This window comes from Pandoraea sp. NPDC090278 (assembly GCF_044772185.1).
Lineage (GTDB): Bacteria > Pseudomonadota > Gammaproteobacteria > Burkholderiales > Burkholderiaceae > Pandoraea.
Genome location: NZ_JBIVYJ010000002.1, coordinates 60,850 through 85,276 on the forward strand (window position 1 = coordinate 60,850; position 24,427 = coordinate 85,276).

22 protein-coding genes, 1 tRNA gene and 1 pseudogene are annotated in these 24,427 nt (G+C 59.8%); 9 read left to right on the forward strand and 15 right to left on the reverse strand.

All coding sequences use genetic code 11. The features are described from left to right. Nucleotides 1–368: 368 nt before the first annotated feature. Nucleotides 369–1,496: pseudogene (locus ACIQWO_RS08720) on the reverse strand (c-type cytochrome); the annotation flags it as partial. Between the two features lie 276 nt (nucleotides 1,497–1,772). Continuing rightward, nucleotides 1,773–3,050 carry a hypothetical protein gene (locus ACIQWO_RS08725; protein ID WP_402822071.1) on the reverse strand — a complete coding sequence of 426 codons (1,278 nt, stop codon included), beginning with the start codon at nucleotides 3,048–3,050 and terminating at the stop codon, nucleotides 1,773–1,775. Between the two features lie 359 nt (nucleotides 3,051–3,409). Here ACIQWO_RS08725 and ACIQWO_RS08730 point away from each other — a divergent pair, with 359 nt between their 5' ends. From ACIQWO_RS08730 to ACIQWO_RS08770, 9 genes are all read left to right on the forward strand, one after another. Further along, nucleotides 3,410–3,775 carry a MarR family EPS-associated transcriptional regulator gene (locus ACIQWO_RS08730; protein ID WP_402822074.1) on the forward strand — a complete coding sequence of 122 codons (366 nt, stop codon included), beginning with the start codon at nucleotides 3,410–3,412 and terminating at the stop codon, nucleotides 3,773–3,775. Then, a complete protein-coding gene (locus ACIQWO_RS08735; protein ID WP_402822077.1) occupies nucleotides 3,772–5,226 on the forward strand; it encodes a mannose-1-phosphate guanylyltransferase/mannose-6-phosphate isomerase in 1,455 nt (484 codons plus the stop codon). The genes ACIQWO_RS08730 and ACIQWO_RS08735 overlap by 4 nt, the downstream gene beginning before the upstream one ends. An 87-nt stretch (nucleotides 5,227–5,313) precedes the next feature. After that, complete coding sequence (locus tag ACIQWO_RS08740; RefSeq protein ID WP_402822080.1) at nucleotides 5,314–6,168, forward strand: WxcM-like domain-containing protein; 855 nt, start codon at nucleotides 5,314–5,316, stop codon at nucleotides 6,166–6,168. A gap of 1 nt (nucleotide 6,169) precedes the next feature. Continuing rightward, nucleotides 6,170–6,625 (forward strand): acyltransferase, encoded by a 456-nt coding sequence (locus ACIQWO_RS08745; protein WP_402822083.1) that lies wholly within the window; start codon nucleotides 6,170–6,172, stop codon nucleotides 6,623–6,625. Then, nucleotides 6,622–7,725: a DegT/DnrJ/EryC1/StrS family aminotransferase gene (locus tag ACIQWO_RS08750; RefSeq protein ID WP_402822086.1), complete on the forward strand. Its 1,104-nt coding sequence runs from the start codon at nucleotides 6,622–6,624 to the stop codon at nucleotides 7,723–7,725. Before ACIQWO_RS08745 ends, ACIQWO_RS08750 begins: the two co-directional genes overlap by 4 nt. A gap of 70 nt (nucleotides 7,726–7,795) precedes the next feature. Then, a complete protein-coding gene (locus tag ACIQWO_RS08755; RefSeq protein ID WP_402822089.1) occupies nucleotides 7,796–9,058 on the forward strand; it encodes a hypothetical protein in 1,263 nt (420 codons plus the stop codon). 16 nt (nucleotides 9,059–9,074) lie between these two features. Then, nucleotides 9,075–9,953: a DUF4422 domain-containing protein gene (locus ACIQWO_RS08760; RefSeq protein WP_402822092.1), complete on the forward strand. Its 879-nt coding sequence runs from the start codon at nucleotides 9,075–9,077 to the stop codon at nucleotides 9,951–9,953. A 100-nt stretch (nucleotides 9,954–10,053) separates the two neighbouring features. After that, nucleotides 10,054–11,388, forward strand: coding sequence for a flippase (locus ACIQWO_RS08765; protein WP_402822095.1), 1,335 nt, complete (start codon nucleotides 10,054–10,056; stop codon nucleotides 11,386–11,388). Nucleotides 11,389–11,427: 39 nt separating this feature from the next. Then, complete coding sequence (locus ACIQWO_RS08770; RefSeq protein WP_402822098.1) at nucleotides 11,428–12,579, forward strand: glycosyltransferase; 1,152 nt, start codon at nucleotides 11,428–11,430, stop codon at nucleotides 12,577–12,579. Between the two features lie 13 nt (nucleotides 12,580–12,592). Here ACIQWO_RS08770 and ACIQWO_RS08775 read toward each other — a convergent pair whose 3' ends face one another. The 13 genes from ACIQWO_RS08775 to ACIQWO_RS08835 all read right to left on the reverse strand — a co-directional run bounded on the left by ACIQWO_RS08775 (nucleotide 12,593) and on the right by ACIQWO_RS08835 (nucleotide 24,370). Continuing rightward, the gene (locus ACIQWO_RS08775; RefSeq protein WP_402822101.1) at nucleotides 12,593–13,786 is read right to left on the reverse strand and encodes a glycosyltransferase family 4 protein; all 1,194 of its coding nucleotides are present in this window, start codon (nucleotides 13,784–13,786) and stop codon (nucleotides 12,593–12,595) included. A 14-nt stretch (nucleotides 13,787–13,800) separates the two neighbouring features. After that, complete coding sequence (gene wecB / locus ACIQWO_RS08780) at nucleotides 13,801–14,937, reverse strand: non-hydrolyzing UDP-N-acetylglucosamine 2-epimerase (protein WP_402822104.1); 1,137 nt, start codon at nucleotides 14,935–14,937, stop codon at nucleotides 13,801–13,803. A gap of 7 nt (nucleotides 14,938–14,944) precedes the next feature. Next, nucleotides 14,945–16,072 carry an NAD-dependent epimerase/dehydratase family protein gene (locus tag ACIQWO_RS08785; protein ID WP_402822107.1) on the reverse strand — a complete coding sequence of 376 codons (1,128 nt, stop codon included), beginning with the start codon at nucleotides 16,070–16,072 and terminating at the stop codon, nucleotides 14,945–14,947. A gap of 99 nt (nucleotides 16,073–16,171) precedes the next feature. Then, complete coding sequence (locus ACIQWO_RS08790; RefSeq protein WP_402822110.1) at nucleotides 16,172–17,179, reverse strand: polysaccharide biosynthesis protein; 1,008 nt, start codon at nucleotides 17,177–17,179, stop codon at nucleotides 16,172–16,174. Between the two features lie 210 nt (nucleotides 17,180–17,389). Continuing rightward, nucleotides 17,390–18,562: an EpsG family protein gene (locus ACIQWO_RS08795; protein ID WP_402822112.1), complete on the reverse strand. Its 1,173-nt coding sequence runs from the start codon at nucleotides 18,560–18,562 to the stop codon at nucleotides 17,390–17,392. Between the two features lie 289 nt (nucleotides 18,563–18,851). Next, nucleotides 18,852–18,927 (reverse strand) — tRNA-Ala (locus ACIQWO_RS08800). A gap of 104 nt (nucleotides 18,928–19,031) precedes the next feature. Next, nucleotides 19,032–20,741 carry a thiosulfohydrolase SoxB gene (gene soxB / locus ACIQWO_RS08805; RefSeq protein WP_402822114.1) on the reverse strand — a complete coding sequence of 570 codons (1,710 nt, stop codon included), beginning with the start codon at nucleotides 20,739–20,741 and terminating at the stop codon, nucleotides 19,032–19,034. Between the two features lie 112 nt (nucleotides 20,742–20,853). Beyond that, entirely contained in the window at nucleotides 20,854–21,348 is a 495-nt protein-coding gene (locus ACIQWO_RS08810; protein ID WP_402823863.1) for a TlpA family protein disulfide reductase, read from the reverse strand. Between the two features lie 123 nt (nucleotides 21,349–21,471). Then, nucleotides 21,472–22,122: a sulfur oxidation c-type cytochrome SoxX gene (soxX, locus tag ACIQWO_RS08815; RefSeq protein WP_402822117.1), complete on the reverse strand. Its 651-nt coding sequence runs from the start codon at nucleotides 22,120–22,122 to the stop codon at nucleotides 21,472–21,474. Nucleotides 22,123–22,141: 19 nt separating this feature from the next. Beyond that, nucleotides 22,142–23,023: a sulfur oxidation c-type cytochrome SoxA gene (soxA, locus tag ACIQWO_RS08820; protein WP_402822120.1), complete on the reverse strand. Its 882-nt coding sequence runs from the start codon at nucleotides 23,021–23,023 to the stop codon at nucleotides 22,142–22,144. A 96-nt stretch (nucleotides 23,024–23,119) separates the two neighbouring features. Then, entirely contained in the window at nucleotides 23,120–23,431 is a 312-nt protein-coding gene (gene soxZ, locus ACIQWO_RS08825; RefSeq protein ID WP_044457410.1) for a thiosulfate oxidation carrier complex protein SoxZ, read from the reverse strand. Nucleotides 23,432–23,464: 33 nt separating this feature from the next. Beyond that, on the reverse strand, nucleotides 23,465–23,932 hold the full coding sequence (soxY, locus tag ACIQWO_RS08830; protein ID WP_039393898.1) for a thiosulfate oxidation carrier protein SoxY: 468 nt from the start codon (nucleotides 23,930–23,932) through the stop codon (nucleotides 23,465–23,467). Nucleotides 23,933–24,040: 108 nt separating this feature from the next. Continuing rightward, on the reverse strand, nucleotides 24,041–24,370 hold the full coding sequence (locus ACIQWO_RS08835) for a c-type cytochrome (protein ID WP_402822126.1): 330 nt from the start codon (nucleotides 24,368–24,370) through the stop codon (nucleotides 24,041–24,043). Nucleotides 24,371–24,427 lie beyond the last annotated feature (57 nt).

The following is a 24,427-nucleotide window of genomic DNA, read 5'->3' on the forward strand; positions in this document are numbered from 1 at the left end:
TGCGGACCGGTGGACTGCCGTGGCGGAATCGCCAGCGGCGGGGCGTACGTGTTCGGATCGTTCTGTAACGGCAGGCCCGGCGTGCCCCCTTGGCGGCGCGCAGGCTGGGACGGCGACTGCGTTCCCTGACTCGTCTGGCTGCCGGATGCGGATGGCGTCAGCGGTGCGTATTGCACCGGCGGGCGCGGCGACTGAAGCGTGTTCTGCGCGAGTTGCATTGCGGGCGCGTCGGTTAGGGCCGAAGCCTGTGCAGGGACGGCTGTGACCGCCAAGGCAGCGGCGGTGAGCGGAATAGCGAGATGTCGGACAGGTTTGAGCATGGCGGACGGATGAGATGTGTCGGATGAAGCAGACGGCGTGGTCGGCGCGGGCGCCCCGGGCTGCACTGCCGGTTGGGCACCCAGCGTCCGGATGTAGGCGATGAGCGCCTTCAGATCGTCGTCGCTTAGCTCCAGTTTAGGCATGATCGGGGCGAAGCCCTTGGGCACGCGTGCCGTCGGGTTGCGGATGAATTCGGTCAGGTAGGCGTCGTCGACATGCGCTGAACTCCCATCCTGGAACGTCTCCGTCTTCCCGTAAAGCCCGTGCCAGGTCGGTCCAACGCCTGCCGAACCATCCACCGAATGGCAACCGGCACATCCTTTGGCCTGCGCGAGCAACTTGCCCTTCGCGGCGAGCGGATCCAGCGCGCCCGCTCCAGCGTGCTGCGTTTGCAGTGCAGCAAAGGTGGGGAGTTTGGCCACCCAGGCGTCATAGGCGGGCTTATCGTCCACGACGACCACGCCGCGCATGTTGGCGTGCCCCACGCCGCATAGCTGGGCGCAGAGGATGTCGAAGCGTCCCGTACGGGTCGGTGTGAGCCACATCTGCGTGACCATGCCCGGGACCATGTTCATCCGCGTGCGAAACGGCGGGACGTAGAAGTCGTGCAGCACGTCTTTTGCGCGCAGCAGCAATTTCACCGGCTGGCCGACGAGCAGGTGCAGCTCGGGCGCGTCGACGATGCGGTTGTCCTGATTCGCCGGATCCTTGGGGTTCAGACCCAGCGGATTGTCGGCGGTAACGTAGCTGGGGTCCGATGTGCCGAGCCGTCCGTCCGGCCCCGGCAGACGGAAGCGCCACTGCCATTGCTGGCCGACGACTTCGACGACATGGGCGTCCTTCGGCGGGTCGATCAGCTTCGCGTAGACGAACAGTCCCGGCGCGAGCATGGCGACGATACCGACCGTCGTAATGCCGATCAGCCAGAATTCGAGACGCCGGTTATGAGGTTGATACGCCGCACGGTGCCCGTCGCGATGACGGTAGCGAAAAATCGCCCATGCAACGAAAAGATTGATGACGACGAAGGCTACGCCGGTGATCACCAGCGTAAGGGTGAGGGTGTCGTCCATCTGGTGCCAGTTCGACGCCAGCGGGGTCTGCCACCACGGACTCCAGAAATGAAAGGCGAGCGCGGCGACGACTACGACGATCAGGAGAATCGGCAGCGCCATCGCTTCTGCCTTTGCCGGCGGATCGAAACGATCCCCGGGCGATCGAGAGACTGATTCACAAGGCGCGCCCACGGGGCGGCACCGCCCGACGTCCGCGTTCAACTTTCTTTAGGTTAGGTCGGAAAACTAACCTGTCAAGGAACGGCCGAGGGGATGTATCGATGAAGGCAGGAACTGAGAAGCGCGTGACACCGAAGGCGAACACCGTGAAAACACTCGGTTTCACGCCGGGCGAGTTGAGGCGTCGCCCGGAACGCCGCGCGTATGCGTGAAGGCTTACGCGTGACTGCTTTGTCGATCGCGTCCGAAGAATTGCAGGATCGTCGAATGCAATTCCTTGACGTGGCTGCGGTCGCTCGGCGCGTATTGCGCGACACCCCGCGTGAAGTACGAAAAGCCCTTCTCCTGATGCATGCCGTTCTTGATCGCAACGAAAGCCACATACGGTGCAAGCGGCCACTGTTCGTCACCGAACGTCACGCGAAGATCGTCGGCAATCTCGTGCGGATACGTGAGCGTCACGAACAGACTGTCGCCACGATTGTCGATTTCGCCGAACACGGGCAGTCCGTCCTTCACCACGCGCAATTCGGACAACCGCGATTGCGCTGCAAGCGCTTCTTCGGCGGACCCGAATTCGAGCAGGAAGTCGCGCGTCATGCGCGGCTGAATCGACTTGCACCGCACACCGATCAGCTGCATGAACGCGTTGTGGTCCTTCAGGCGGTAGTAATACTTAACGCGGTCGTACGGCAACTGCGACAAGCCCGTCGCAACGATGACCTCGGTACCGGGGAAGCTCACGCTATCGGCAATCAGGCGGTCGTAGACGCTCAGCATCTCGGCAATCGGATCGACGTCCGCGTCGACGTACCACGCCGGGTTGGCCATCTTCGCCTGCCCCGTCAATACCTTCGAATTGAAGAAATAGTGGTGCTGGATGTGCGCGCCGGCGTTCAGGAAAACCGTGGAGAAGTTCGGACGATGCTTGGCGAAGAGCTTCGCGTGGATATCGTGCAGCAGCAGGTCCAGCACAAGGGCCTTGCGCCACGACGCGCCGCGGCTGCCGGCGATCAACTTCGCATACAGGCCGTAGTGCTTGACCTGTGCGAAGCGCAGCAGTCCGAGCCCAAGGTGCATCGCGCTGCGCAACGTGATGCGAGCCTGCGCGTTGTCGTTCACGGTCTGCGAGACGGCAGACGTCAGCACTCGGCTCCACCAGGAGTCGTCGCTCGGCGTCGCGGTCCAGGGGTCGGGAATGAAATAGGCAGGCGCATTGAGACGGTTCTCGGCATTCATCGCCGACACGCAACCCACGCGCAGTCCGCTGCGCTCGAGCTGCTCGAACACCTGCGGTACGTTCGAGCCGACGATATCGCCGAGGCGGAAGATGCCGTGCTCGGGATACGTCTGTCCGCTGTGAACCGACGCCCACTGAATCCAGGGCTCAAGTTCTTCGTAGTTGCGCTCGCACGTCGTACTGATGCCGGCACCGGCCGTCAGTTGGGCAAGCGCCGGGAAACGGCCAGGAAACGCCTCAGTGTATTTCGACACAACGTCGAAATTGATTTCGTTGAGCTCAACCAGAACGAGTCTTTTACTCGTCGACGTTTCACCACTACGCATGTTTCGACCTTAAGAAATTTTCTGCATTGTATGACTGCCCGCCCGACGACTCGGGACAACGTCCAAAAGCATCGTCGGAAACATTGCGGGATTTTAACAGGCCGCCAGTGACGTTTTCCGAACCTCGGCAGCGTAGACTAAAGTAGAATTGTTCGAACTCTTACAGAAGTGCTCGCCTATCGAATGGCTGCATCAATCGTTATTTCCAATTGATCGGTCAAAACGCGCTGCTGCGCCGTTGATCGAGCCCGCTTCCGACTACAGTCGCTGACCAATCCACCAGACTTATGACCAGTAGACAAGCGAAATTACAAGAGGATACGTATTTCCGTGTCATGCGTATCTTGTATGAGAACCCCGACCTGACTCAGCGTGAGCTGGCCGCCAAACTGGGCGTCAGTGTCGGCGGGCTGAACTATTGCCTAAAGTCGTTGATGGAAAAAGGGTGGGTGAAAATGCTGAATTTCGCCAACTCGAAAAACAAGTTCGGCTATGTGTACATCCTCACGCCGAGGGGCATTGTCGAAAAGGCCGATCTGACGAGCCGGTTCCTCAAGCGAAAGATGGAGGAATATGACGCACTCAAAATGGAGATCGATCTCTTGAAATCCGAAATCGCCTCCTCCGAAGAGATCAAGGAACGCGAAGCATGATCCACGTCACCCCCGTCATCCTCTGCGGCGGTTCCGGCACGCGCCTGTGGCCGTTGTCCCGTGCTGGTTTTCCGAAACAGTTCCTGTGCCTGACGGGAAACGAGAGCCTGTTCCAGCTATCCGTTAAGCGCTCGCTGCTCCTGGGCAACGACGCCATCGCGATTGCCGATCCCATCGTAGTCAGCAACGAGGAGCATCGTTTCCTGCTGGCGGAGCAGTTACGCGAAATCGGCGTGAGCGCCGGTGCAGCGTTGCTGGAGCCCGAGAGTAAGAATACCGCCCCGGCGCTGACGCTCGCGGCTCTGGAAGCGTGCGCCGAAGGGCAGGACCCGGTCCTCGTGGTCACGCCGTCCGATCAGGTGATCGAGGACAGCGACGCCTTCACCACAGCCATGCGCACTGCGATACACGAAGCCGTCAAAGGCGGCATCGTGGTGCTGGGCATTCGGCCCGATCAGCCCGCGACCGGCTACGGTTACATCCGCGCCGGTGCCACCCGCCCGGACGGCGTGCTGGAAGTACGCGAATTCGTCGAGAAGCCGGACGCCGCGACAGCGCAACGATATCTGGCGGACGGCGGGTATTTCTGGAATGCGGGCATCTTCGTCGTCAAAGCGTCGACCTGGCTGCGCGCCATCGCCGAATTCCGTGCGGATATCTCGCTCGCCACCTCGACCGCCTGGAGCGACAGCAGCCGCGAGGTATCCCTCGGTGCGCGCTTCGTGCGGCCCGCCAAGGCGGCGTTTCACGACATCCCGGCCGAGTCCGTCGACTACGCAGTCATCGAACGCTGTCCGGGCAGTGCCTACGCAATGACGATGGTGCCGCTGGACGCCGGCTGGAGCGATCTCGGCTCGTGGGACGCCGTGCTCGAAGCGTCGCCTAAGGACGAATCCGGCAATGCCTGTGTCGGCGACGTGCTGACCACCGGCACGAAGCGCTCGCTGGTCCATGCGTCGCACCGCCTCGTGGCGCTCGTCGGCGTCGAGGACATGATCGTCGTCGAAACCGCCGACGCCGTCCTCGTGGCGAACCGTTCACGCAGTCAGGACGTCAAGCACATCGTGGGCGCGCTGGCACAGAAGGATCGTGAAGAGCACGCGCTGCATCGCAAGGTGCATCGTCCGTGGGGCTGGTACGACACGGTCGACACCGGCCGACGATTCCAGGTCAAACGCATCCAGGTCAGGCCGGGTGCGAGCCTGAGCTTGCAGAAGCACCACCATCGGGCCGAGCACTGGATCGTCGTCAAGGGAACGGCCGAGGTCGTCGTTGGTGAAGCCACCAAAGTGCTCACCGAGAATCAAAGCGTCCACATCCCCCTGGGGGAAGTGCACCGCCTGACCAATCCGGGAAAAATTCCATTGGAAATCATCGAGGTGCAATCGGGTAGCTATCTGGGCGAAGACGATATCGTGCGCTTCGAAGATACCTATGGACGTACGCCTTAACGCGACCTGAAGCGACCTGACCCGAGCTAACCCGCCCGAAGCCCCGTAACGGCACTATTCACCATACCCTTCAGACAAGATCAATCCATGGAAGTGAGTACCAGCAAATCAGTTTCATCGAAGGACGACACGCTCTCGTTCGTCTCTCCCGAAACGGTGATGGGACAGAATTCCACCATCGGCGTCGGCGTGTGCATTCCGAAGGGCGTCACGTTGGGCAACGATGTGCACATTCGCAGCCATGTCGTGTTCGCCACGCCGGACGATCCGAACGCTGACGCCGACGTCGTCGTCGAAGACAACGTCGTGATCGGCGAGGGTGTCATCATCTATCCGGGCGTGCGCATCTGTGCCGGTGCGAAGGTGCGCCCCGGCACGATCGTCACGCGCGCCATTCCGCCGGGTGCGATCGTCGAAGGCAATCCGGCGACGATCGTCGGCTACGTGAACACCAACCGTCCGGAAGTGCAGTCGAAGACTGTCACCGAGCGCCGCGAGCCGCGCACCGCCCTGGACGTCGCCGGTGTCGAGATCTTCCGCTTCCCGGTGATTCCGGACTTGCGCGGCAATTTGACTGTGGGTGAGTTCGAACAACAGATCCCCTTCGCCCCGCTGCGCTACTTCATGGTGTACGACGTGCCTAGCAGCGAAATCCGCGGCGAGCACGCGCACCACGAATGCCATCAGTTTCTGATCTGCGTTCGCGGTAGTTGCTCTGTCGTCGTCGACGACGGCCACAAGCGCGCGGAAGTCGAATTGCGCGACCCCAGCACTGGCGTCTATATACCGCCGATGGTCTGGGGCATTCAGTACAAGTATTCGCCCGACGCCTTGCTGCTCGTGTTTGCGTCGCATCATTACGATGCGAAGGATTACATCCGCGACTACAGCGACTTCCTGAAGCTCGTCGGCCCGGCAACCCAAGCGACGCAAGGAGTCTGAGATGCTTAGCCCCTTCAGCGATGTCCAGAGTCAGTCGATCGGCGAAGGCACGAAGATCTGGCAATTCGTTGTGGTGTTGCCCGGTGCCGTGATCGGCAACGACTGCAACATTTGCTCGCACTGCTTCATCGAGAACGACGTTCAGGTCGGTGACCGTGTCACGGTCAAGTGCGGCGTTCAGCTATGGGATGGAACCGTCATTGAGAACGACGTCTTCATCGGCCCCAACGTCACCTTCTCGAACGACAACTTCCCGAGATCGAAGGTCTACCCCGACACATTTGCCAAAACGATTGTTCGGGAAGGCGCTTCGATCGGTGCCAATGCCACCATCCTGCCAGGCATTGAAATCGGCAAGGGTGCCATGATCGGCGCCGGCAGTGTCGTGACCAAAAACGTCCCGGAAAACGCGGTTGTCGCCGGAAACCCCGCTCGCATACTCAGAACCCTAAAATGAACATCCCTTTCCTCGATCTCAAGAAAATCAACCTCGCTCACGAGGCAGAACTCACGCAGACGATGGTTAGCGTGCTCAATTCCGGCTGGTACATCCTCGGTCAGGAAGTGCGTGCGTTCGAGAGCGAATTTGCCAATTATTGCGGCGTCGAGCACGCTATCGGCGTAAGCAACGGTCTGGATGCGCTGCATCTGATTCTCCGTGCTTACGACATCGGCCCCGGCGACGAAGTCATCGTGCCGTCCAATACCTACATTGCCACGTGGCTGGCAGTGACCTACGCGGGCGCGACGCCCGTGCCGGTGGAGCCGGACGAAGCCACCTATAACATCGACCCCGCGAAGATCGAAGCGGCCATTACCTCGAAGACGAAGGCCATTCTTGCGGTTCACCTGTACGGTCAGACGGCCGATATGGACCCGATCAACGCTATCGCGAAGCGTCACGGCCTCAAAGTGATCGAAGACGCCGCACAGGCGCACGGCGCGACGTACAAGGGCAAGAAGGCCGGCGCGCTGGGCGACGCCGCGGGTTTCAGTTTCTACCCGGGCAAGAACCTCGGTGCACTCGGCGACGCCGGTGGTGTCACGACCAACGATCCGGCGCTGGCAGAGAAGGTGCGGCTGTTGCTGAACTACGGTTCGAGCAAGAAGTATCACAACGAAGTCAAAGGCTTTAACTGCCGTCTGGACGAGATGCAAGCCGCGATTCTGCGCAAGAAGCTGACGTATCTGGATGCGGAGAATCAGAAGCGCCGCGAAGTGGCTGACGTCTATCTGGACGCGCTGTCGAAGTCCGGCCATCTGATTCTCCCGAAGACGCTGTCGACGTGCGAATCGGTGTTCCACATTTTTGCGGTTCGCTTTAACGATCGCGACCGTCTGCAGGCGAAGCTGGCCGAGAAGCAGATCGGCACCATCATTCACTACCCGATTCCGCCGCACTTGCAAGAAGCCTATCGCGACCTGAATCTGGAGAAGGGAAGTCTGCCCATCTCCGAGCGTATTCACGAAACGATTCTCAGCATTCCGATGAGCCCGGTACTGACGGCAGAAGAGGCGAAGTATGTCGCCGCCTCGATCATCGAGATCTGCGGGTAACACCGGCTGAAGTCGAAATATCGCTCCCGAATCACGACACTCACTCACCTATTCAGGCAACCCCGCGCGCATGATCGTTCTGTACAACGCAAATTCTTATCTTGGTGGCGGAGAGACGCTCTTCGTGCGCTTTTGCGAGTATCTCGACTCGGTGGGTGAGGACTACATTGCGATATGTGGAGAGGGGAGCTTTATCGAGCAGAAGCTGGCCGCTTCTCCGACGGCCAAGGGCAAGGTCGTCGCCCTTGGCGGCGATCTGAATTACTTCTATCTGACGCGCGAGCGTCAGGAGGCGTTGCTCACAAAGATCGCCGGGGAAATCGGCGAGCAGGCGGAGACCCGTTTCGTGACGTTCTGCATGCGCGACCTTCATCTCGCGCGCGCATTGAGCCGTCGCATCGACAACATGGCGTTGTCGCACCTGATTCTTCACATCCAGGACGATCTGTATCTCGGTCAGACGCTGGTCGACAAAGCGCGCTATGTGTTGACGAAGAAGCGCTCGTTCGGCAATCGCTCGTTGATCGACTTCAATCGGACGCTGCTCAAGAAGATCAACGACAAGGAAGGGTTGATTTGTATGGCCCAGGTCATTGCCGATCATTGGGAGCGTACGTTCAATGTCCATGTCCCGACACGCCGCATCGTGCCGCTGCCGTCGTTTTCCGACGCCGATCCGATTCAGGGCGTGAACGCCGCCGATAAGTCGATTATCTGGATCGGCCGCATCGTCGACTTCAAGATCCCTGCCATTTGCGCAATGGTCGAGTTTCTCGGGAGTCGCCCGGACTACACGCTGACCATCGTCGGCAATGGCGACAAATCTCAAATCGACGAAGCCATTCGTAAATTCAACGTAGATCCCGCTCGCGTGCGTTATGTCGGCGAAATGCCTTACGACAAGATTCGTGACGAAATCGTCAGGCATTCGATCGGCTACGCCATGGGCACCTCGCTGGTCGAGCTGGCCCGTTACCGGATCCCGGTCGTCATCGCGCTTGCGAGTTACGACCATGCATTGTTCGACAAGGCGATTTGCGGCGGGTTGTTCTACGACAAACCGCTGGGGTGCGACGGCTCCGAGCTGATGAACAGCGCAGGTCCGGATGTTGCCGATATCGCCACCGTGATCGACGCGGTCGAATCCGACTATCAGGCTGTGGCTGAGAAGTGCTACACCTACGCGAAAACCCACTACTCCGTCGCCGAGAATTTCGCGAAGTATGTCGAGATCATCAAGTCGACGCAAAAAATTGCGCCGAACGAGTTCTCGGAAGCTCAGCCCCAAGCCAATGCGCTTCGTCGACTTGCGTTCAACGCCGCAAGTCAGTGAGATCTGACTTTTTAAAATGAACAACGAAGACGATATCAAGCTGCTTTGCCTGTACCACAACAAGGCACTGATCAACACCGACCGACCGTTTCTCTTCAACATCCAGTGCGGCGCCAGCGAGATGGACACCCATCTGCCGATGCAGGGCGACGACGTTGGCGACAACATCAGTGCTCGCAATCGTCACTGGTCCGAGATGACGGGACTGTACTGGGCCTGGAAGCACATGGAGAAGGTGCCTTACGTTGGGCTTTGCAGCTATCGGCGATTCTTCAATTTCCAGCTTGACGGCGGCAAACCCATCGCGATTCTCGACATCGCTCAGGGTCAGAAATTTGTCGACAATTACACCTTGCCCGCAGCGCAGGACCTTTTTCGCGATGCCGACGTTGTGGCGCCGGTGCCCTACACATACGCCTACAGCATCGCCCGCGTGTGCAGCATGAATTACAACGACGAAGACTTCGCCGTTTTGCAGCGTGTCGTGAAAGAGAAGTACCCAGAGTATCTGGATGCATACCGCGTTCATCTGTACGAGAACAACAAGATGATCGGGCACAACATGTTCATCATGAACTGGGACACCTTCACGCGCTATTGCAGTTGGGTCTTCGACATCCTGCTGGAAGTCGAGCGCCGCATCGATCCGACGCACTATCCCATCCATCAGGTACGCGTGTTCGGATACATGCACGAAATCCTGCTCGAAGTGTTCATCAAGAAGAACAAGCTACGCGTCAAACAATCGCAGATTCTGTGGGTCGACGCGAACGCGAAGAAGACCCACTTCAATAGCTTCTTCTATCGGGCGGCAGCGAATATCGTTTATCGCGTCAGCCGCCTCTTGCAGCCGAACTATCAACATCTGGCCAAAAAGAAACTCCACCAGGCGTAGCCGGGCGGTCAATCGTTTTTTGCGTTCAGATGCATTCATGTACGGATAAGCGATATTCCAACGCATGAACTCCCGTTACGGAAATTAGGAATCTCGCACCATGTCGATAAAGAAAAACTCCCTTTGGAATCTGGCAGGACTGGGGGGGCCTCTACTTGTCGCCGCCGTCACCGTTCCCTATTTGCTGCGCCACCTCGGGGTGGAGGCGTTCGGGATTCTGACGCTGATCTGGACGCTCATCGGCTACTTCAGCCTGTTCGATCTCGGGCTCGGGCGTGCCATCACGCAGAAGGTCAGCTCGATACTGAATTCGGAACGCAAACACGAGGTGAGTCCGATCATTCAGAGTGGGCTGATCGTCACCGGTGCTGCCGGCATGTTCGGCATGCTGGTGCTCGCCGTGCTCGCTCACATCCTGGCGAACAAATGGCTGAATGTGAGCGGCCCGCTGATCGATGAGACCTTTTGGTCGCTGATCATTTCGGCCATCGGCATTCCGATCACCACGCTGACGATCGGCTTTCGTGGTGTGCTGGAAGCTTTCGAGAACTTCAAGATCTCAAGCACCTTCCGCATCATTCTCGGCATCCTGAACTTCGCCGCACCGGCCGTGGTCGTCGCCTGCATCGGGAATTCGCTGATCTGGATTTCGCTGAGCCTTATCGTCACGCGACTGCTCGTTGCTGCCATTCACTGGCAGTATGTCAGCAAGACGTACGATGTGCGTCTGACGCGTGCTGGCGTTCAATGGTCGTACGTGAAGGAACTGATCTCGTTTGGCGGCTGGACGACGGCATCGAACGTCATCGGCCCGCTGCTCGTCTCTGCCGATCGCTTCTTCATCTCGTCAGTGCTCGGCGCGACAGCCGTCGCGTACTACACCGTGCCGTTCGAGATCGCGAACCGGATGCTGATCATTCCGGTGGCATTGACGGGCGCATTGTTCCCCAGACTCGCAAGCGTCATCGGCTCGCAGCACCACGAAGCGGAATCGTCTTACAAGGGCAGTGTGAAGCTGATTCTCTACATCATGCTGCCGATCTGTCTGGCTGCCGCCGCCCTCTCCAAGCCGTTGCTGTCGCTCTGGCTCGGCGCGAAATTTGCCGAACAGTCGTGGATGGTCGCATCAATTCTGTTCATGGGCATCTTTTTCAATTCGCTGGCGAGCGTGCCGTTCACGTACATTCAGGCGGCAGGCAAGTCGCGTACGACGGCGTTCATCCACATCTTCGAAACGATCGTCTACGTGCCCACGCTGCTGCTGATTCTGCATACGGTCGGGATCGTCGGCGCCGCGATTGCGTGGTCGGGCCGTGCACTTTTCGATTTGCTGATTCTGCTCTACCTGCGTCGCGAACTGTCCGCGACGTATCGCCTCGCGCCGAGCACGGACAGCGCCACCGGCACCCCCGGCACCCCCTCCGGCAGTGCATGAATCCCGCACCGGCATGCGCCGTGCATTAACGATCACCCTATGACCGACATCACTCATCTTTACTTCGGCACCGCAGGCTCGGCAGGGCTGTACACGCATCGTATCTACAAGGCGCTGGAAGGAGAGTTTGCACAGGAAGCACTGGTGAACCATTACTTCCCGTTTCCGTACGGCCGGAAGATCTTCTTCAAGTACACGGAGCTGACCGGCCCGAACAAGCTGAAGAAGTCCAAATATCTTCGCTTTTTCGTGCGGTATCTGGAACTGATATACGGACTGATCGCGTCGCTTTTCATCATTGCGACGAACAAGACCAGGATCGTCAATTACAACCTGATCAGTGAGCACTTCTCCGAGTATTTGTTTCTACTCGTCGTGAAGAAAGTGCTGCGCAGGAAGCTGATGCTGACGCTGCACGATGTGATTCCGTTCGAGTCGCAGCATGTGAACGTGACGCCCCGTCACCGTATCAAGCAGATGATCATTGATCTCGCGGACACGATTCTGATTCACAACAAGAATTCGGCCGACGACTTCAAATCCAGCTTCCGATTCGACGGTCCGATCAGTCAGCACGGATTTCCGATCATGGACCCGGTCTCCATGCGCAAGCCCGCGGTCGGCGCGCGGGCGGCTGACGCAACGAGCCGCGGCGTGACGTTCTTGTTCGTCGGCCATCCGCGCTCGGAGAAAGGGTTGGATATTCTGGCGAAGGCATGGTCGATTTTCGCGCAGTCGGAAGCCTTCGATGGCACCACGGCGAGGCTCGTCGTCGCGTCCAATCTGACGCAGAATCACGCGGCCATGTCGCTGCTCTCGGGCGTGCCCGGCGTCAGCGTGATCGCTGAATTCATTTCCGATGCACGGTACTTCGATTTGATCGAGGACGCCGACTACGTCGTGCTGCCCTATAAGCGGGGTACGAATTCCGGCATTCCCGGAACGACGTTCGCACTGGGAACGGGTCTGATTTGCTCCGATATTGCGATGTTCCGCTCGAATACGCTGATTCCGGAAACGTCGTTTTTCAAGAGCGAAGACCCCGAGGCGTTGGCTCGGAAAATGGCGGCTGCGGTATTGGCACCGGCAGAGCAATATCGACCGTCGACGCAGGCGCTGGCTCAGTACAACAGCGCCTTCGATACGGAAGTGAAGGCGCTGTACAGGAAGCTGCTTACCGGCAGCCAGTGATCACGACGACCGATTAACGGTCATTCAGCGCCGAGACGATCTGACGGACTTTCGTCTCAGGCGAAAACAGCGTTGCGTAGAGGGCTTTGCAACGCGAGCGGATGACCGTATCGACGTCAAGCTCATCGATCAGTTTCAGTGCGAGACGCTCCAGTGTCTCCACTGAATTGTCTTCGCTGACCTGCCCCACCTGGTTCGTCCGAATGAGGTTTGCCAGATCGTTTCCGGGGTTGATGTTGGCCAGTACCGGCAAGCTGCTTGCCATGTACGAGAGAAACTTCCCCGGGATGTTGTGTGACTTGTGGCGAGGATCCAGCGCTACAAGTCCGATATGGCACTGCGCGTACAAACCGGGAATCTCGTCCGGATGGATTTCGTCGTGGAACAGGACATTGTCGAGCCCACGCGCCTTCGCCATCTCCGCCAGACGCGCTGCATCGCTGCCACGACCGACGAAGAGAAAACCGACGTCCGGACGGGCACGCAGTCGCTCCACGAGGTCGAGCATGATGTCCATGCCCTGCGCCACGCCCATGTTGCCCGCGTAGACAAAGACCTTCCGGCCGGCCAGCGACGTGTTCGCAATCGTGATCGGACAACCGGTCACCGGCGCTTCGTACAGCCAGTTCGGCAGCACTTCGACCTTTCGCGACGGCGTGCGCGCCCAATCGTCGAAGTAACCGACATTACCTTCCGTTTGAACACCGATCGTGTCGGCGACGGAATACTGATACCGGGCGACGGTGTCAAAAAAGCGGTACGGCAGGCCTCGCCCCATCAAACCCAGATCAGCGGCCCACTGCGGAAAGATGTCGCGGATGATCAGATAGGTCTTGCAGCCGCTCTGGCGTTGCAAATATTTGACGAGCGGGCCGTGGAAGATCGATGGGGAATACCAGACGATACCCTCCCACGTCTTTCCGGCGAACGAACTGCGCCGCAGATTCCGGCGCATCGCGAACGGCATGACGAATTCGCTGAGCGTTCTGCGCACGTAACCGATGCCCTTCGTTTCCGGGGCCTTCAGACGTAGCACGTCGTAGCCTTCGGTGTGCTCCAGCGTCCAGGGCTTGTCGATATCGGCCGACGGCAGAATCACCGTCAATTCGTGGCCCTGACGCGCAAACTCACGCGCCAGGTCGCGCAACTGCACCGCCCCGGAAGTCCGTTGGGGCGGGAAATTCTCTGTCACCAAAGCGATTCGCATCGACTTCCCGATTGTCAGTATTTCTTCCACACCACACGGCGCACGTAGTCCGTGTAGCTGTGGATGATGCGCACGACCTTATCCGACACGTTGGGCATGCTGTAATCCTCGACCAACCGAAGTCCGCGCTCGGTGCCCCGCGGTTGCGACGCGAGGATCGCCAGTCCCTGGCGAACACGCTCGATCTCCAGGCCCACCATCATCACGGAAGCCTCTTCCATCGCTTCCGGGCGTTCGTGCGCCTCGCGCAGATTCAGCGCCGGGAAGTTGAGGATGGAAGACTCTTCGCTGATCGTACCGCTGTCGGAGAGCACCGCCTTGGCCGACTTCTGGAGCTTGACGTAATCGAGGAAGCCCAGCGGCTTCAGAAGACGAACTTGCGGGTGGAAGGTCGAGCCAGAGGCGTCGATACGCTTGCGGGTGCGCGGGTGGGTCGAAACGATCACCGGCAGATTGTGATCTTCGGCGACGCCATTGAGTACATCCACCAACTTCCGGAAACCGGCTTCGGGTTCGATGTTTTCTTCGCGATGCGCGCTCACGACGAAATAGCCATCGGCTTCGAGCGACAGGCGCTGCAGAACATCCGATGCGTCGATGGACGGTAGATAGTGGTTGAGCACCTCGAACATCGGGCTGCCCGTCTTGATCACCTGATCCGGCGGAAGCCCCTCGCGCAGCAGATACTCACGTGCAATGCTGCTGTACGTCAGATTGATGTCGGCCGTATGGTCGACGATGCGGCGATTGGTCTCTTCCGGCACGCGCAGATCGAAGCACCGATTACCCGCTTCCATGTGGAAGATCGGAATCTGACGACGCTTGGCTGGAATCACGGACAGGCAGCTATTGGTGTCGCCGAGCACGAGAATGGCTTCGGGCTTCACCTCGTCGAGCACGCGGTCGACCTCGATGATCAGATTGCCGATCGTCTGTGCGGCGCCGCGGCTGCCTTCGGCACTGTTCAGGAAATGGTCGGGCTTGCGAACGCCGAGGTCCTCGAAGAAGACCTGATTCAACTCGTAGTCGTAGTTCTGACCCGTATGAACCAACACGTGATCGCAGTGAACGTCGAGAGCGGCGAGAACGCGCGAGAGGCGAATAATCTCCGGCCGGGTCCCGACCACCGTCATGATCTTTGGCTTCTTCATCGTAGTCTTACAGAGTGCTTGAATAGGTGTCCGGTCGCGCGCGATCGAACACTTCGTTGGCCCACAGCATGACGATCAGCTCGTCGTTGCCGACGTTGGTGATGTCGTGCGTCCATCCCGGCACGGTCTCGACGATTTCCGCCTTCTCGCCGCTCGTGACGAACTCGTGCGTCTCGCCCGTCACCATATGCCGGAAGCGGAAGTTAGCCAGGCCCTTCATGACGAGAAACTTCTCGGTCTTCGAGTGGTGATAGTGGCCGCCGCGCGTGATGCCCGGATGCGCCGTGAAGTACGAAAACTGTCCGCAATCCGGCGTCTTGAGCATCTCGACGAAAACGCCGCGCGGATCTTCGTGGCGCGGCACGGTGTAAGCGAAGTCCGTCACCGGCAAGTAGCTGACGAACGTCGAATAGAGCGCCCGTTGCAAACCGGTGCCGACGCGCTCGGTCATCAGCGTGCTGCGGCCTTCCTTGAATGCCTGAATCGATTGGGCGACTTCGCCGACGGTCGTCGTGTACGACGGCGTCACGGTCTCGAAGCCCTCGGAGTCGGGTGCCGCATCGGCGCCGAACAGCAGATCGGTGAATCGTTGCAGCACATCGTCGACGTAGACCAGCGTCAGCCGGGCCGACGGATCATGGATTTCGATGGGCAGACCGCGCGCGGTGTTGTGGCAGAACGTCGCGACCGCGGAGTTGTAGTTCGGCTTGCACCATTTACCGAAGACATTCGGCAGCCGGAAGACATAAGCCGGAATGCCTTGACGTTGTGCCAGCGCGCGCACCGCCTGCTCCGCCGCCAGCTTGCTCTGGCCGTACGGGCTTTCGCGCCCGGCCTGGGTCGACGACGTGAAGAGGACGGGGATTTTACGTCCGGTCGACGTGTACACCGCAGCGACCGCATCGCAGAGCGCTTGTGTCAGATCGCGATTGCCGCGCTCGAAATCCCCAGCCTCCGGCGACCGATTGACACCGGCAAGATGGAACACGAACTCGACGCCGTCGAGCATGCCGGGCAAATCCCCGACGTTGCTATGCGCGTCGAAACGCACGACGTCCACGTCCTTGAACTCGGAGAGCTTCAGTATGAGATTTCGTGCGATGAATCCGTTGGATCCGGTGACAAGTACTTTCATATGCGATGCGTTGACGTGTTTCCCCGGTTCACGGGCGACTCTTTCGTACGACTCGGTCGCGGCGAATGACACGGAGGTCATGCCGTGACCCAGAAATCGTTACTGCGGAATGATCTCCTGGATCATCGGCAATTTCAGAAGCAACTTCTTCATGCCTTCCACGTCGAGTCGGGTAGTGTTGTGCGAATTATAGTCGGTTGCTTCGGAGATCTTAGTTTCGCCCTGATCGATGTACTTGCCGTAATTCAGGTCGCGCAAATCGGGCGGAACACGGTAGTAATCGCCGGAATCCTGCGCCATCACCATTTCTTCACGGCTCAGCAGCACTTCATAGAGCTTTTCGCCGTGACGGGTGCCGATGATATCCACCGGGTAGTCCGGCTTCTTCATCAGTTCGGCCAGCGCGCGCGCCAGCGTGGCAATCGTCGCCGCAGGCGACTTCTGCACGAAGATTTCGCCCGGCTTCCCGTTCTCGAAGGCATACAGCACCAGGTCGACGGCATCGTCGAGCGTCATCATGAAGCGCGTCATGTTCGGGTCGGTGGCCGTGATCGGCTTGCCCGCGAGCATCTGATCGACGAACAGGGGAATCACGGAACCGCGCGACGCCATGACGTTGCCGTAGCGGGTCGCGCAAATGACCGTCGAGTTGCTGTTGCGCGACTTTGCCACCATGACCTTTTCCATCATGGCCTTGGAGATACCCATCGCGTTGATCGGGTACACCGCCTTGTCCGTGCTCAGGCAGACGACACGCTTGACGCCGCAGTTGATCGCGGCCTCAAGCACGTTCTCCGTGCCCAGCACGTTGGTCTTCACGGCTTCGAGCGGGTGGAATTCGCACGACGGCACCTGCTTGAGCGCCGCAGCGTGATAGATGTAGTCGACCCCTCGAACGGCGCTGATCACTGACTGATAGTCGCGTACGTCGCCGATATAGAACTTCAGCTTGGGGTTGTTGTACGCCTTGCGCATGTCGTCCTGCTTTTTTTCGTCCCGGCTCAGGATTCGGATTTCACCGATATCCGAGTCCAGAAAACGACGCAACACCGCATTTCCGAACGATCCCGTACCGCCGCTAATGAGAAGAGTTTTCTTGTTGAACATAAAAGTATCCATGGATATCAATCGCCGATAACCCAACGTCGGCAGATGACGCGTGCCTCTGTCATGCAGAGCGAACGATGTCATCGGTCAATCTTCCCCGAGCGAGCTGCCGCTTTCGGGTGCGGTCGATGCCGGCACCTGCGTCCTTTCGAATCATGCATTTTACCTAACTCGAAAGACCGCGTGCCCGTCCGCCGGGGTTTGCCCAACTCACTCTTTCGCCTCCAATCTCGAAATTTCCTCACGATCCGGATCCGTCGTACCCGTCAGGAACGTGTAATAGGGGAAATAACGTTTGTATGTCGGGATGTCGTTTTGCGCGTTCGGGCTCAATAGCGGCAACGTGTTGAAAAGCACGACGACCAGCAAGACGAACGGGGCGAAACCGGATGCCCTTTTCACGCCGAGAAGATGGCCAATATACGTCGGCACTGTGCACGCAAAAAGAACCAGCGGGAAAAACACGAAGTAGTTCGCGATACGGTCCACATAAGGCGTGACCGTGATTCGGATGACGATCAGCAACGCGTATACGAGGCATCCGCTGTAAAGAATTCGCCGGGAAAGCAGGAGATTCGGGATTTCCGACTTTCTGAAGACGTAAAGGATGTACAGAACCGGTAAGAATCGCAGGATGTTGTAAGCGTATCCCGCCAGCGTGAGATTCACGTCGAGCCGGTAAAAGGAAAGATCCGCGCTGGAGACACTGGCGACGAGCGGTTCCACATAGGTAATCGGGTCGCCCACGATCACGAGGAACACGGCAAGCGCGGCCGCCGCGAAGAACTTGACTCTGAACGCGATCTTCCGGTTGGCCACCAGAAGAAGAAAAATGCCGAATACGGCGAATTTATGAAACCCGATAGCGCACAGCATCGCGAACGCCATCTTGAAATATCTTTCCCGGGACAAATAGACGACGGACATCAGAAACATCGAGATAGCGAGCGACTCGCGCAGAATCTCCATGCTGAAGTACACGTAACAGGACGCGACATAGAACGCGACGCCCAGAAAAACCATCTTGGTCGACTTCTTGAAGAACTCGACGACTGCCCAGGAGAGAATCGTGGACACCACGATCTGAAAGAGGAAGTACCCGCCAACACTCTTGCTAAGGATGGCGAGCAGGTTCCAGAGCGGTTCGTATCTACCGTGAAAGACATCGTCGAAACCAGCCGATCCGAGCGGTTCGACTTCATTCTCGAACCATGTCATGTACCACACCGTGTCTGGCGCCATCCGGTAGCGCAGGCCGGCAATCAACGCCATCAACAGAAAGACCAATACGAGGTTGACGTTATATTTCACCGGATTTTTTTTAACGTCCGGGCCGAATACGGAAATATATGCCAGGTAGAGAAGGGCGATCGTATATGTCATGCGTTGATCTTGAATGCGTAAGCGGCTTGCCTGGGGGTGCGGCGTGCGCGCCGATCGCGCGGTGGCAGTGGCAGCAAGAATGACTCGCCGAGTTCAACGAAACCGTTGCCCGTTGGCGCACGATGCGCCGAATGGAAGGAGAGCCCCGGCTGAAGTATTGGCGCGTGCCGCACAATTTGGGTCGGTCCGTTTGTGTGACTGCACTCCAGTCATTTGCAAGAATGCCTGAACCACGGACCTTGCTACGTCGGGGTCTGAAGGGATTCGACATCCCTCTAAGATGGCCTATTGGTGGAGCGGAGGAGGATCGAACTCCCGACCTTCGCATTGCGAACGCGACGCTCTCCCAGCTGAGCTACCGCCCCACACGAAGCCCTGATTATATCGATTTTTCCCTGTGCGGCGAGCAGCCGACAAAATTGCTCGGGATTGCCCGCCGGGCAAGCAATCCCTGTGCTTTCCAGACGCGTCAGGCGGACCCCAGATTGCCCTTCATTCCCTTGATGACTGGGACTTTCGGCGCTTTCGCGACAATCGTCTTTTGCGCCTTGAGATGGCGGGCCACGACGTCCCAGACCGGCTCCCCCTGCGCACCTTCCGCCACCGGCGCCCAACCGGCCACCTTGTAGGTCTTGCTCGCCTCGATGAGCTTGCCGTTCAGGCGCATTTCCGAGATCCGCTGCCCCATCGGCGCCATCGGATCGATGGTGTAGTCCATGCCGCCCACCCGCACCATATCGCCGCCCTGCTGGTAATACGGGTCCGGGTTGAACAGGTTGTCCGCCACGTCTTCGAGCACCGTCTTGATCGTCTCGCCGGTCATGGGGGTGAGCGTCGTGTACGGATAGGTAATCGCCGTCTGGTCGAGCAGTTGCTCCATCGTGATCGCCTGGCCCGGCAGCAGCGACGTCCCCCAGCGAAAGCCCGGCGAGAAGCCGATCTCGGCGTCCTTCTCGGCCATCACGGCGTCGAGCAGCAACTGGTCGAAGGTGCCATTGAAATTGCCCCGGCGGTACAGCGTGCCTTCGGTGACTGCCAGCGGCTCGGCCAGCTTCGCCGCGAACGGTGCGCGCACGCGTTCGATGAGCGCCTGCATCTGCGTGTCCGCCGGTAGCAGGTTCGCGAACACCGGCAGGAGCTTGTAGCGGAAATCCACCGGCTTGCCGCCCTTCACGTCGAAGTCCAGCACCGCGAGGAACTTGCCGTTCGAGCCCGCATTGGTCACGAGCGTCTTGCCACCGGCGTTAGCCACCACGACCGGCTTGGGCACACCGTCATGCGTGTGGCCACCGAGAATCGCGTCGATGCCGCGCACGCGCGACGCCAGCTTCAGATCGACGTCCATGCCGTTGTGCGAGAGCACCACGACCACCTGCGCACCCTTGCCGCGCACTTCGTCGACCATCGACTGCAAACGCTCTTCCTGAATGCCGAACGTCCAGTCCGGCACGAAATAGCGCGGATTTGCGATCGGCGTGTACGGGAACGCCTGACCGATGATCGCCACCGGCACACCATTCATCGTCTTGATGGTGTACGGCGCGAAGACCGGATCGCCGAAGTCGTTCGTCTGCACGTTCTGTGCGACGAAGTCGATCTTGCCCTTGAGCTGTTCTTCGACGACGGACTTCACGCGCTCTGCGCCGTAAGTGAATTCCCAGTGCGCCGTCATGACGTCGACGCCGAGGGCCAGCGTGGCGTCGACCATGTCCTGACCTTTCGTCCACATGGCGGTACCGGAGCCTTGCCACGTGTCGCCGCCGTCGAGCAGCAGCGCGCCCGGACGCGACGCCTTCATGCGCTTGACCAGCGTCGCCAGATGCGCGAAGCCGCCAACCTTGCCGTAGGTGCGCGAAGCGGCTGCGAAATCGAGATAGGTGAAGGCATAGGCGTCCTGCGTGCCGGGACGCAATCCGTAGGCCTTCAGGAAGGCATCGCCCACGAGGTGCGGTGCCTTGTTGGCCTGCTCGCCAATGCCCAGATTGACGCTCGGCTCACGGAAGTAGATCGGCAGCAACTGCGCGTGGCAATCGGTGAAGTGCAGCAGATGCACGTTGCCGAACTTCGGCAGATCGTAGAACGCCGCAGCCGCCTTGGCCGCTGCCGTCTCGTGATGCGACAGCGCCATCCCGCCTGCGGCCGCCACTGCCAATACTTGCATGAACTCGCGTCGATTCATCTCGTCTCCGTTGCGTCTGCGGGGCGTGCGCATCTCACAATGCGTCGCCGCTGTTATTCGTGTGCGTCGGCTTGTGCGTCCGCTTTTGCGTCGCTTCGTTCGTCAGGCCAGTTCACTTGCCTGCGTAGTCCGCGAGCGCCGCCACGTCCTCGCCGAACATCTCGCCGACTTCCTTGCGCAAGACCTTGCCGTTGCGTCCGATCACGTACAACTCCGGCAACCCGCGACGCTTGCCCAGCGCCGCCTGCCAGGCGTCAGTCTCCATCCCGGCGGGGAAGGTGTAGCCGTGCGCCTTGATGTAGTCGACCGCCTCTTGCGGCTTCTTGTCGATGGACAGCGTGACGATCTGGATCGGCTTGCCACGCGTCGCCTCAAAGAGCTTCTGCACGTGCGGATTCTGCTGCGCACAGAACGGACACCACGACGCCCAGTACTCGACGATGACCGTGCGGTCCTTGAAGGCGCTGGCGGGCAACGTCTTACCGTCGAGCAACGTGAGCGACGGCAGCGTCACCGTGTCGCCGACTTCGACCGCCTGCGCAGGCGCGCTCGTGAGCATCGCCCCCACACTCAACACGATGGCCAGTCCGTTGGCAGCGCGTGCCATACGTGCGCGCACACGGCCAGGCCGTTCAGACCGGGCGAAAGCGTCAGATTGGGAAGTCATGCGGCACTCCGGAAGCCGTCGGCGGAGGTTGCCCCTCCGCCCGCACGGCAAAGGACAAACGCCTTATTGATTGACCGGCGAGGCCGGGTCGAGCAGCAATGCCATGACATCCTTCAACTGCTTTTCCGTCAGGATGCCTGCCGCCCCGAAGCGCGGCATATTGGAGCAGGCCATGTAGCTGTGCGAGTCGTAGACCTTCGCCCACGTGTACTTGACCACTTCGGGCGAATCGCCGCGCAGCTTGCCGTAGTTATAAAGCGACGGACCGATGTTGCCGAACGAGATTTCGCTCTTGGTCAGTTGATGGCAGGCGTAGCAGTTGCCGCCGTTGACGGTGTCGGCCTTGTCGGTGAACTGCATGCCGCGTCCGTTCTGAGCAACTTTCTCGCCTTCTTTCCAGTCGCCGAGGTACTTGCCATCCGCCGGTGCCTTGACGTTCGCCAGTTCGGCCTTTTGCAGACGCTCGGCGATCTTCGCTGGCATCGGCTTGGTCGCGTACTGCGTGCACAACTTCTGCAATTCGCTCTGATCGATGCGATCGAGCTGCGCGATGCCCGAGCCACGGAACGAGTCGCGCAGTTCCTGCACGACGGCCGCGTCGGTGGTGCCCGTGACGCGCTTCACGCCGTCGTCCTGAGCGAAGGCCGCGCCGACGACGAGAGCCCCGGCCGCTGCCAGCGCGACACACGTCGCGCGCAATGCGATTGATTTCATGGGTGTGCCTCGCAATCGGTCAGCGCTTCAGGCCAGGGGCGTCCATCTTGCCGCCGTTGGCCATCACACCGAGGAAAGTAATCAGATCGATCGACGCCTGCGAACCGTAGTTCAGCTCGGGCATGCGCTGCTGTCGGAAGCAGTCGTACATGCGCCACTGAATCGTACGCAGCGCGCCTTGCGAGACACGGTAGCCCGGCCACGTCGCGAAGGCCTGACGTGCGGCCGCCGGTTTGGTCAGGTTCGGCAGATCCTGCAAGCGGATGCGCTTGTCGTCCGCCCCGTGGCACGACGCGCACGAGAAATCGTACGGACCGGCACGGTAATAGAAAATCTTCTGGCCGCGTGCGTAGGCTTCCTTCTCTTCCTTGTGCGACTGCGGCACGCGAATGAGTGCGCCACGCGACTGACCCGCCACGTAAGCGGTGAGCGCTTCGAGATCGGTCGGGTCCTGGCCTTCCTTGGAGAACGGTTGCTTGATGACGTCCGCACGCTTGAAGCCTTGCAGATTCACCATGCATTCGACGATGCGCGACTCGCCGTCGAGTACGCGTTTCGTATCCGGGAAGTAGCGCGGCAGTTGCGCGTAGGCGTCTTTCACGACACCGGCGCCGAGCCCGAGGTCGCACTGCGCGAGCGACACGTTGTTCGGGCCACGCGGCGTCTTCCAGAGTTCTTCGCCGCGCATTTCGATGAGTTCCGCCGGGTTGCCGTCGGCGAGCATTTCGCGATATTGCGCGATGGCGTCGGCCGTCGAGTTGTCGGCAGCGTGCACCGTGGCGATGGGCACGCCAACGCCCGCGATGGCGAGCAGGCCACCCAGCACGGAACGGCGCAGCCATGCCGCCGATGTGACGTTGCGTGGGGTGCTCACCCGTGCGCTATGTTGCGCCTCTAGCATCTGACTCTCCTCTTTTTGTGGGTTGTTCGGCGCACCACGGGCAGACACGAAACGGCTCCCCGCGAGCGCCACCGCACAGCTTCCCGGCATCGCCGCTCAGGCGACGGTCGCCTCGTCGGTACGCGAGTCGCCCTTGTTGTCGGTCCACGTCACCGCGACCTTGTCGCCCTTCTTGCCGCCCTTGAACTTGAACGACATGAACGGATCCTTCGACACGGCCGGACCCCATTCGGCCGTCAGCACCGTCTTGCCATTGCAAGTGACCGTGACCGTCTGGATGAAGTGTGCGGGGACGATGTTACCGGAAGCGTCCTTGCGCTGGCCGGTTTCCATGATGTGGCTCATCAGCGCCTTCACTTCGACGACACCGCCGGCCTCGGTTGCGCGAATGCGCATCGGATTACCCATGTTGTGCTCCTCTAGCCTTATACGATGCGTCGCTCAACCGCCGCAGCCACCCAGCGTGACCTTGATTTCCTTCTCGGCCACGAGGTACTTGTTGTCTGCCTTGACCAGCGCATAGACCTTCGACGTCTGGCCCATCTTCACGCGTGTGGTCACCGACGGCTCGGTGCCGTCAGGAATATCGAACGACGCGGCGAGCGTGTTCGGATTCTTCTCGATCAGGATGGCGATCGATTGCGTATTCGGGGCCTTGCTCGTGACTGCCACCGGCACGACCGCGCCGTTTTCGGCGATGTCGGGAGCCGTCAGCACGACCAGGTCGCTGGGGCTCGCGCTCGTGCCGCCGAGTGCCTTGACCGTATCGGCCACGCTCTTGGTGGCAAACGCCGCCTTATTCCATTCCACCTGTGCCGCGCGGGCCTCTTCGGGCTTGATCAGCCCGGCGGCCACCGCCAGTCCCATTACCGCGGAAAACCGCAGCATGTCGCGTCGCTGTTGGTTCATCTCTGTGTGTTTCCTCTTTGAAGGCCGCCGACGCACGTCTGAAAGCTTCCTACGTGACGTCGGCCGCCGTTCGCTCGTCCAATGTTCCGGCGAGCCCCCTGCCCCTGCTTACTTCGCCGGGGCGCCAGCCAGAACCCAATCCACCAGGATCTTGGCGTCAGCATCCGACATGTTCGGGTGTGCCGGCATCGGGATCGGACCCCAGACACCCGAACCACCACTCTTCACCTTCTTGACCAGCTTGGCCACGGCATCCTTGTCGCCCTTGTACTTGGCAGCGACTTCCTGATACGACGGGCCCACGAGCTTCTTGTCGACCGCGTGGCAACCCATACAGGCGTTGGCAGCCGCAAGCTTGGTCGCAGCGGCGACATCGACACCTGCATGAGCCAGCGAAGTACCGGCAAGCATGGCCGCAGCGATGAGCATCTTCTTCATTCTTACTCCTTCGGTTTGTGTTGGGGACGGGGTCCTGCGGCGGCCTGGAGAATCGGC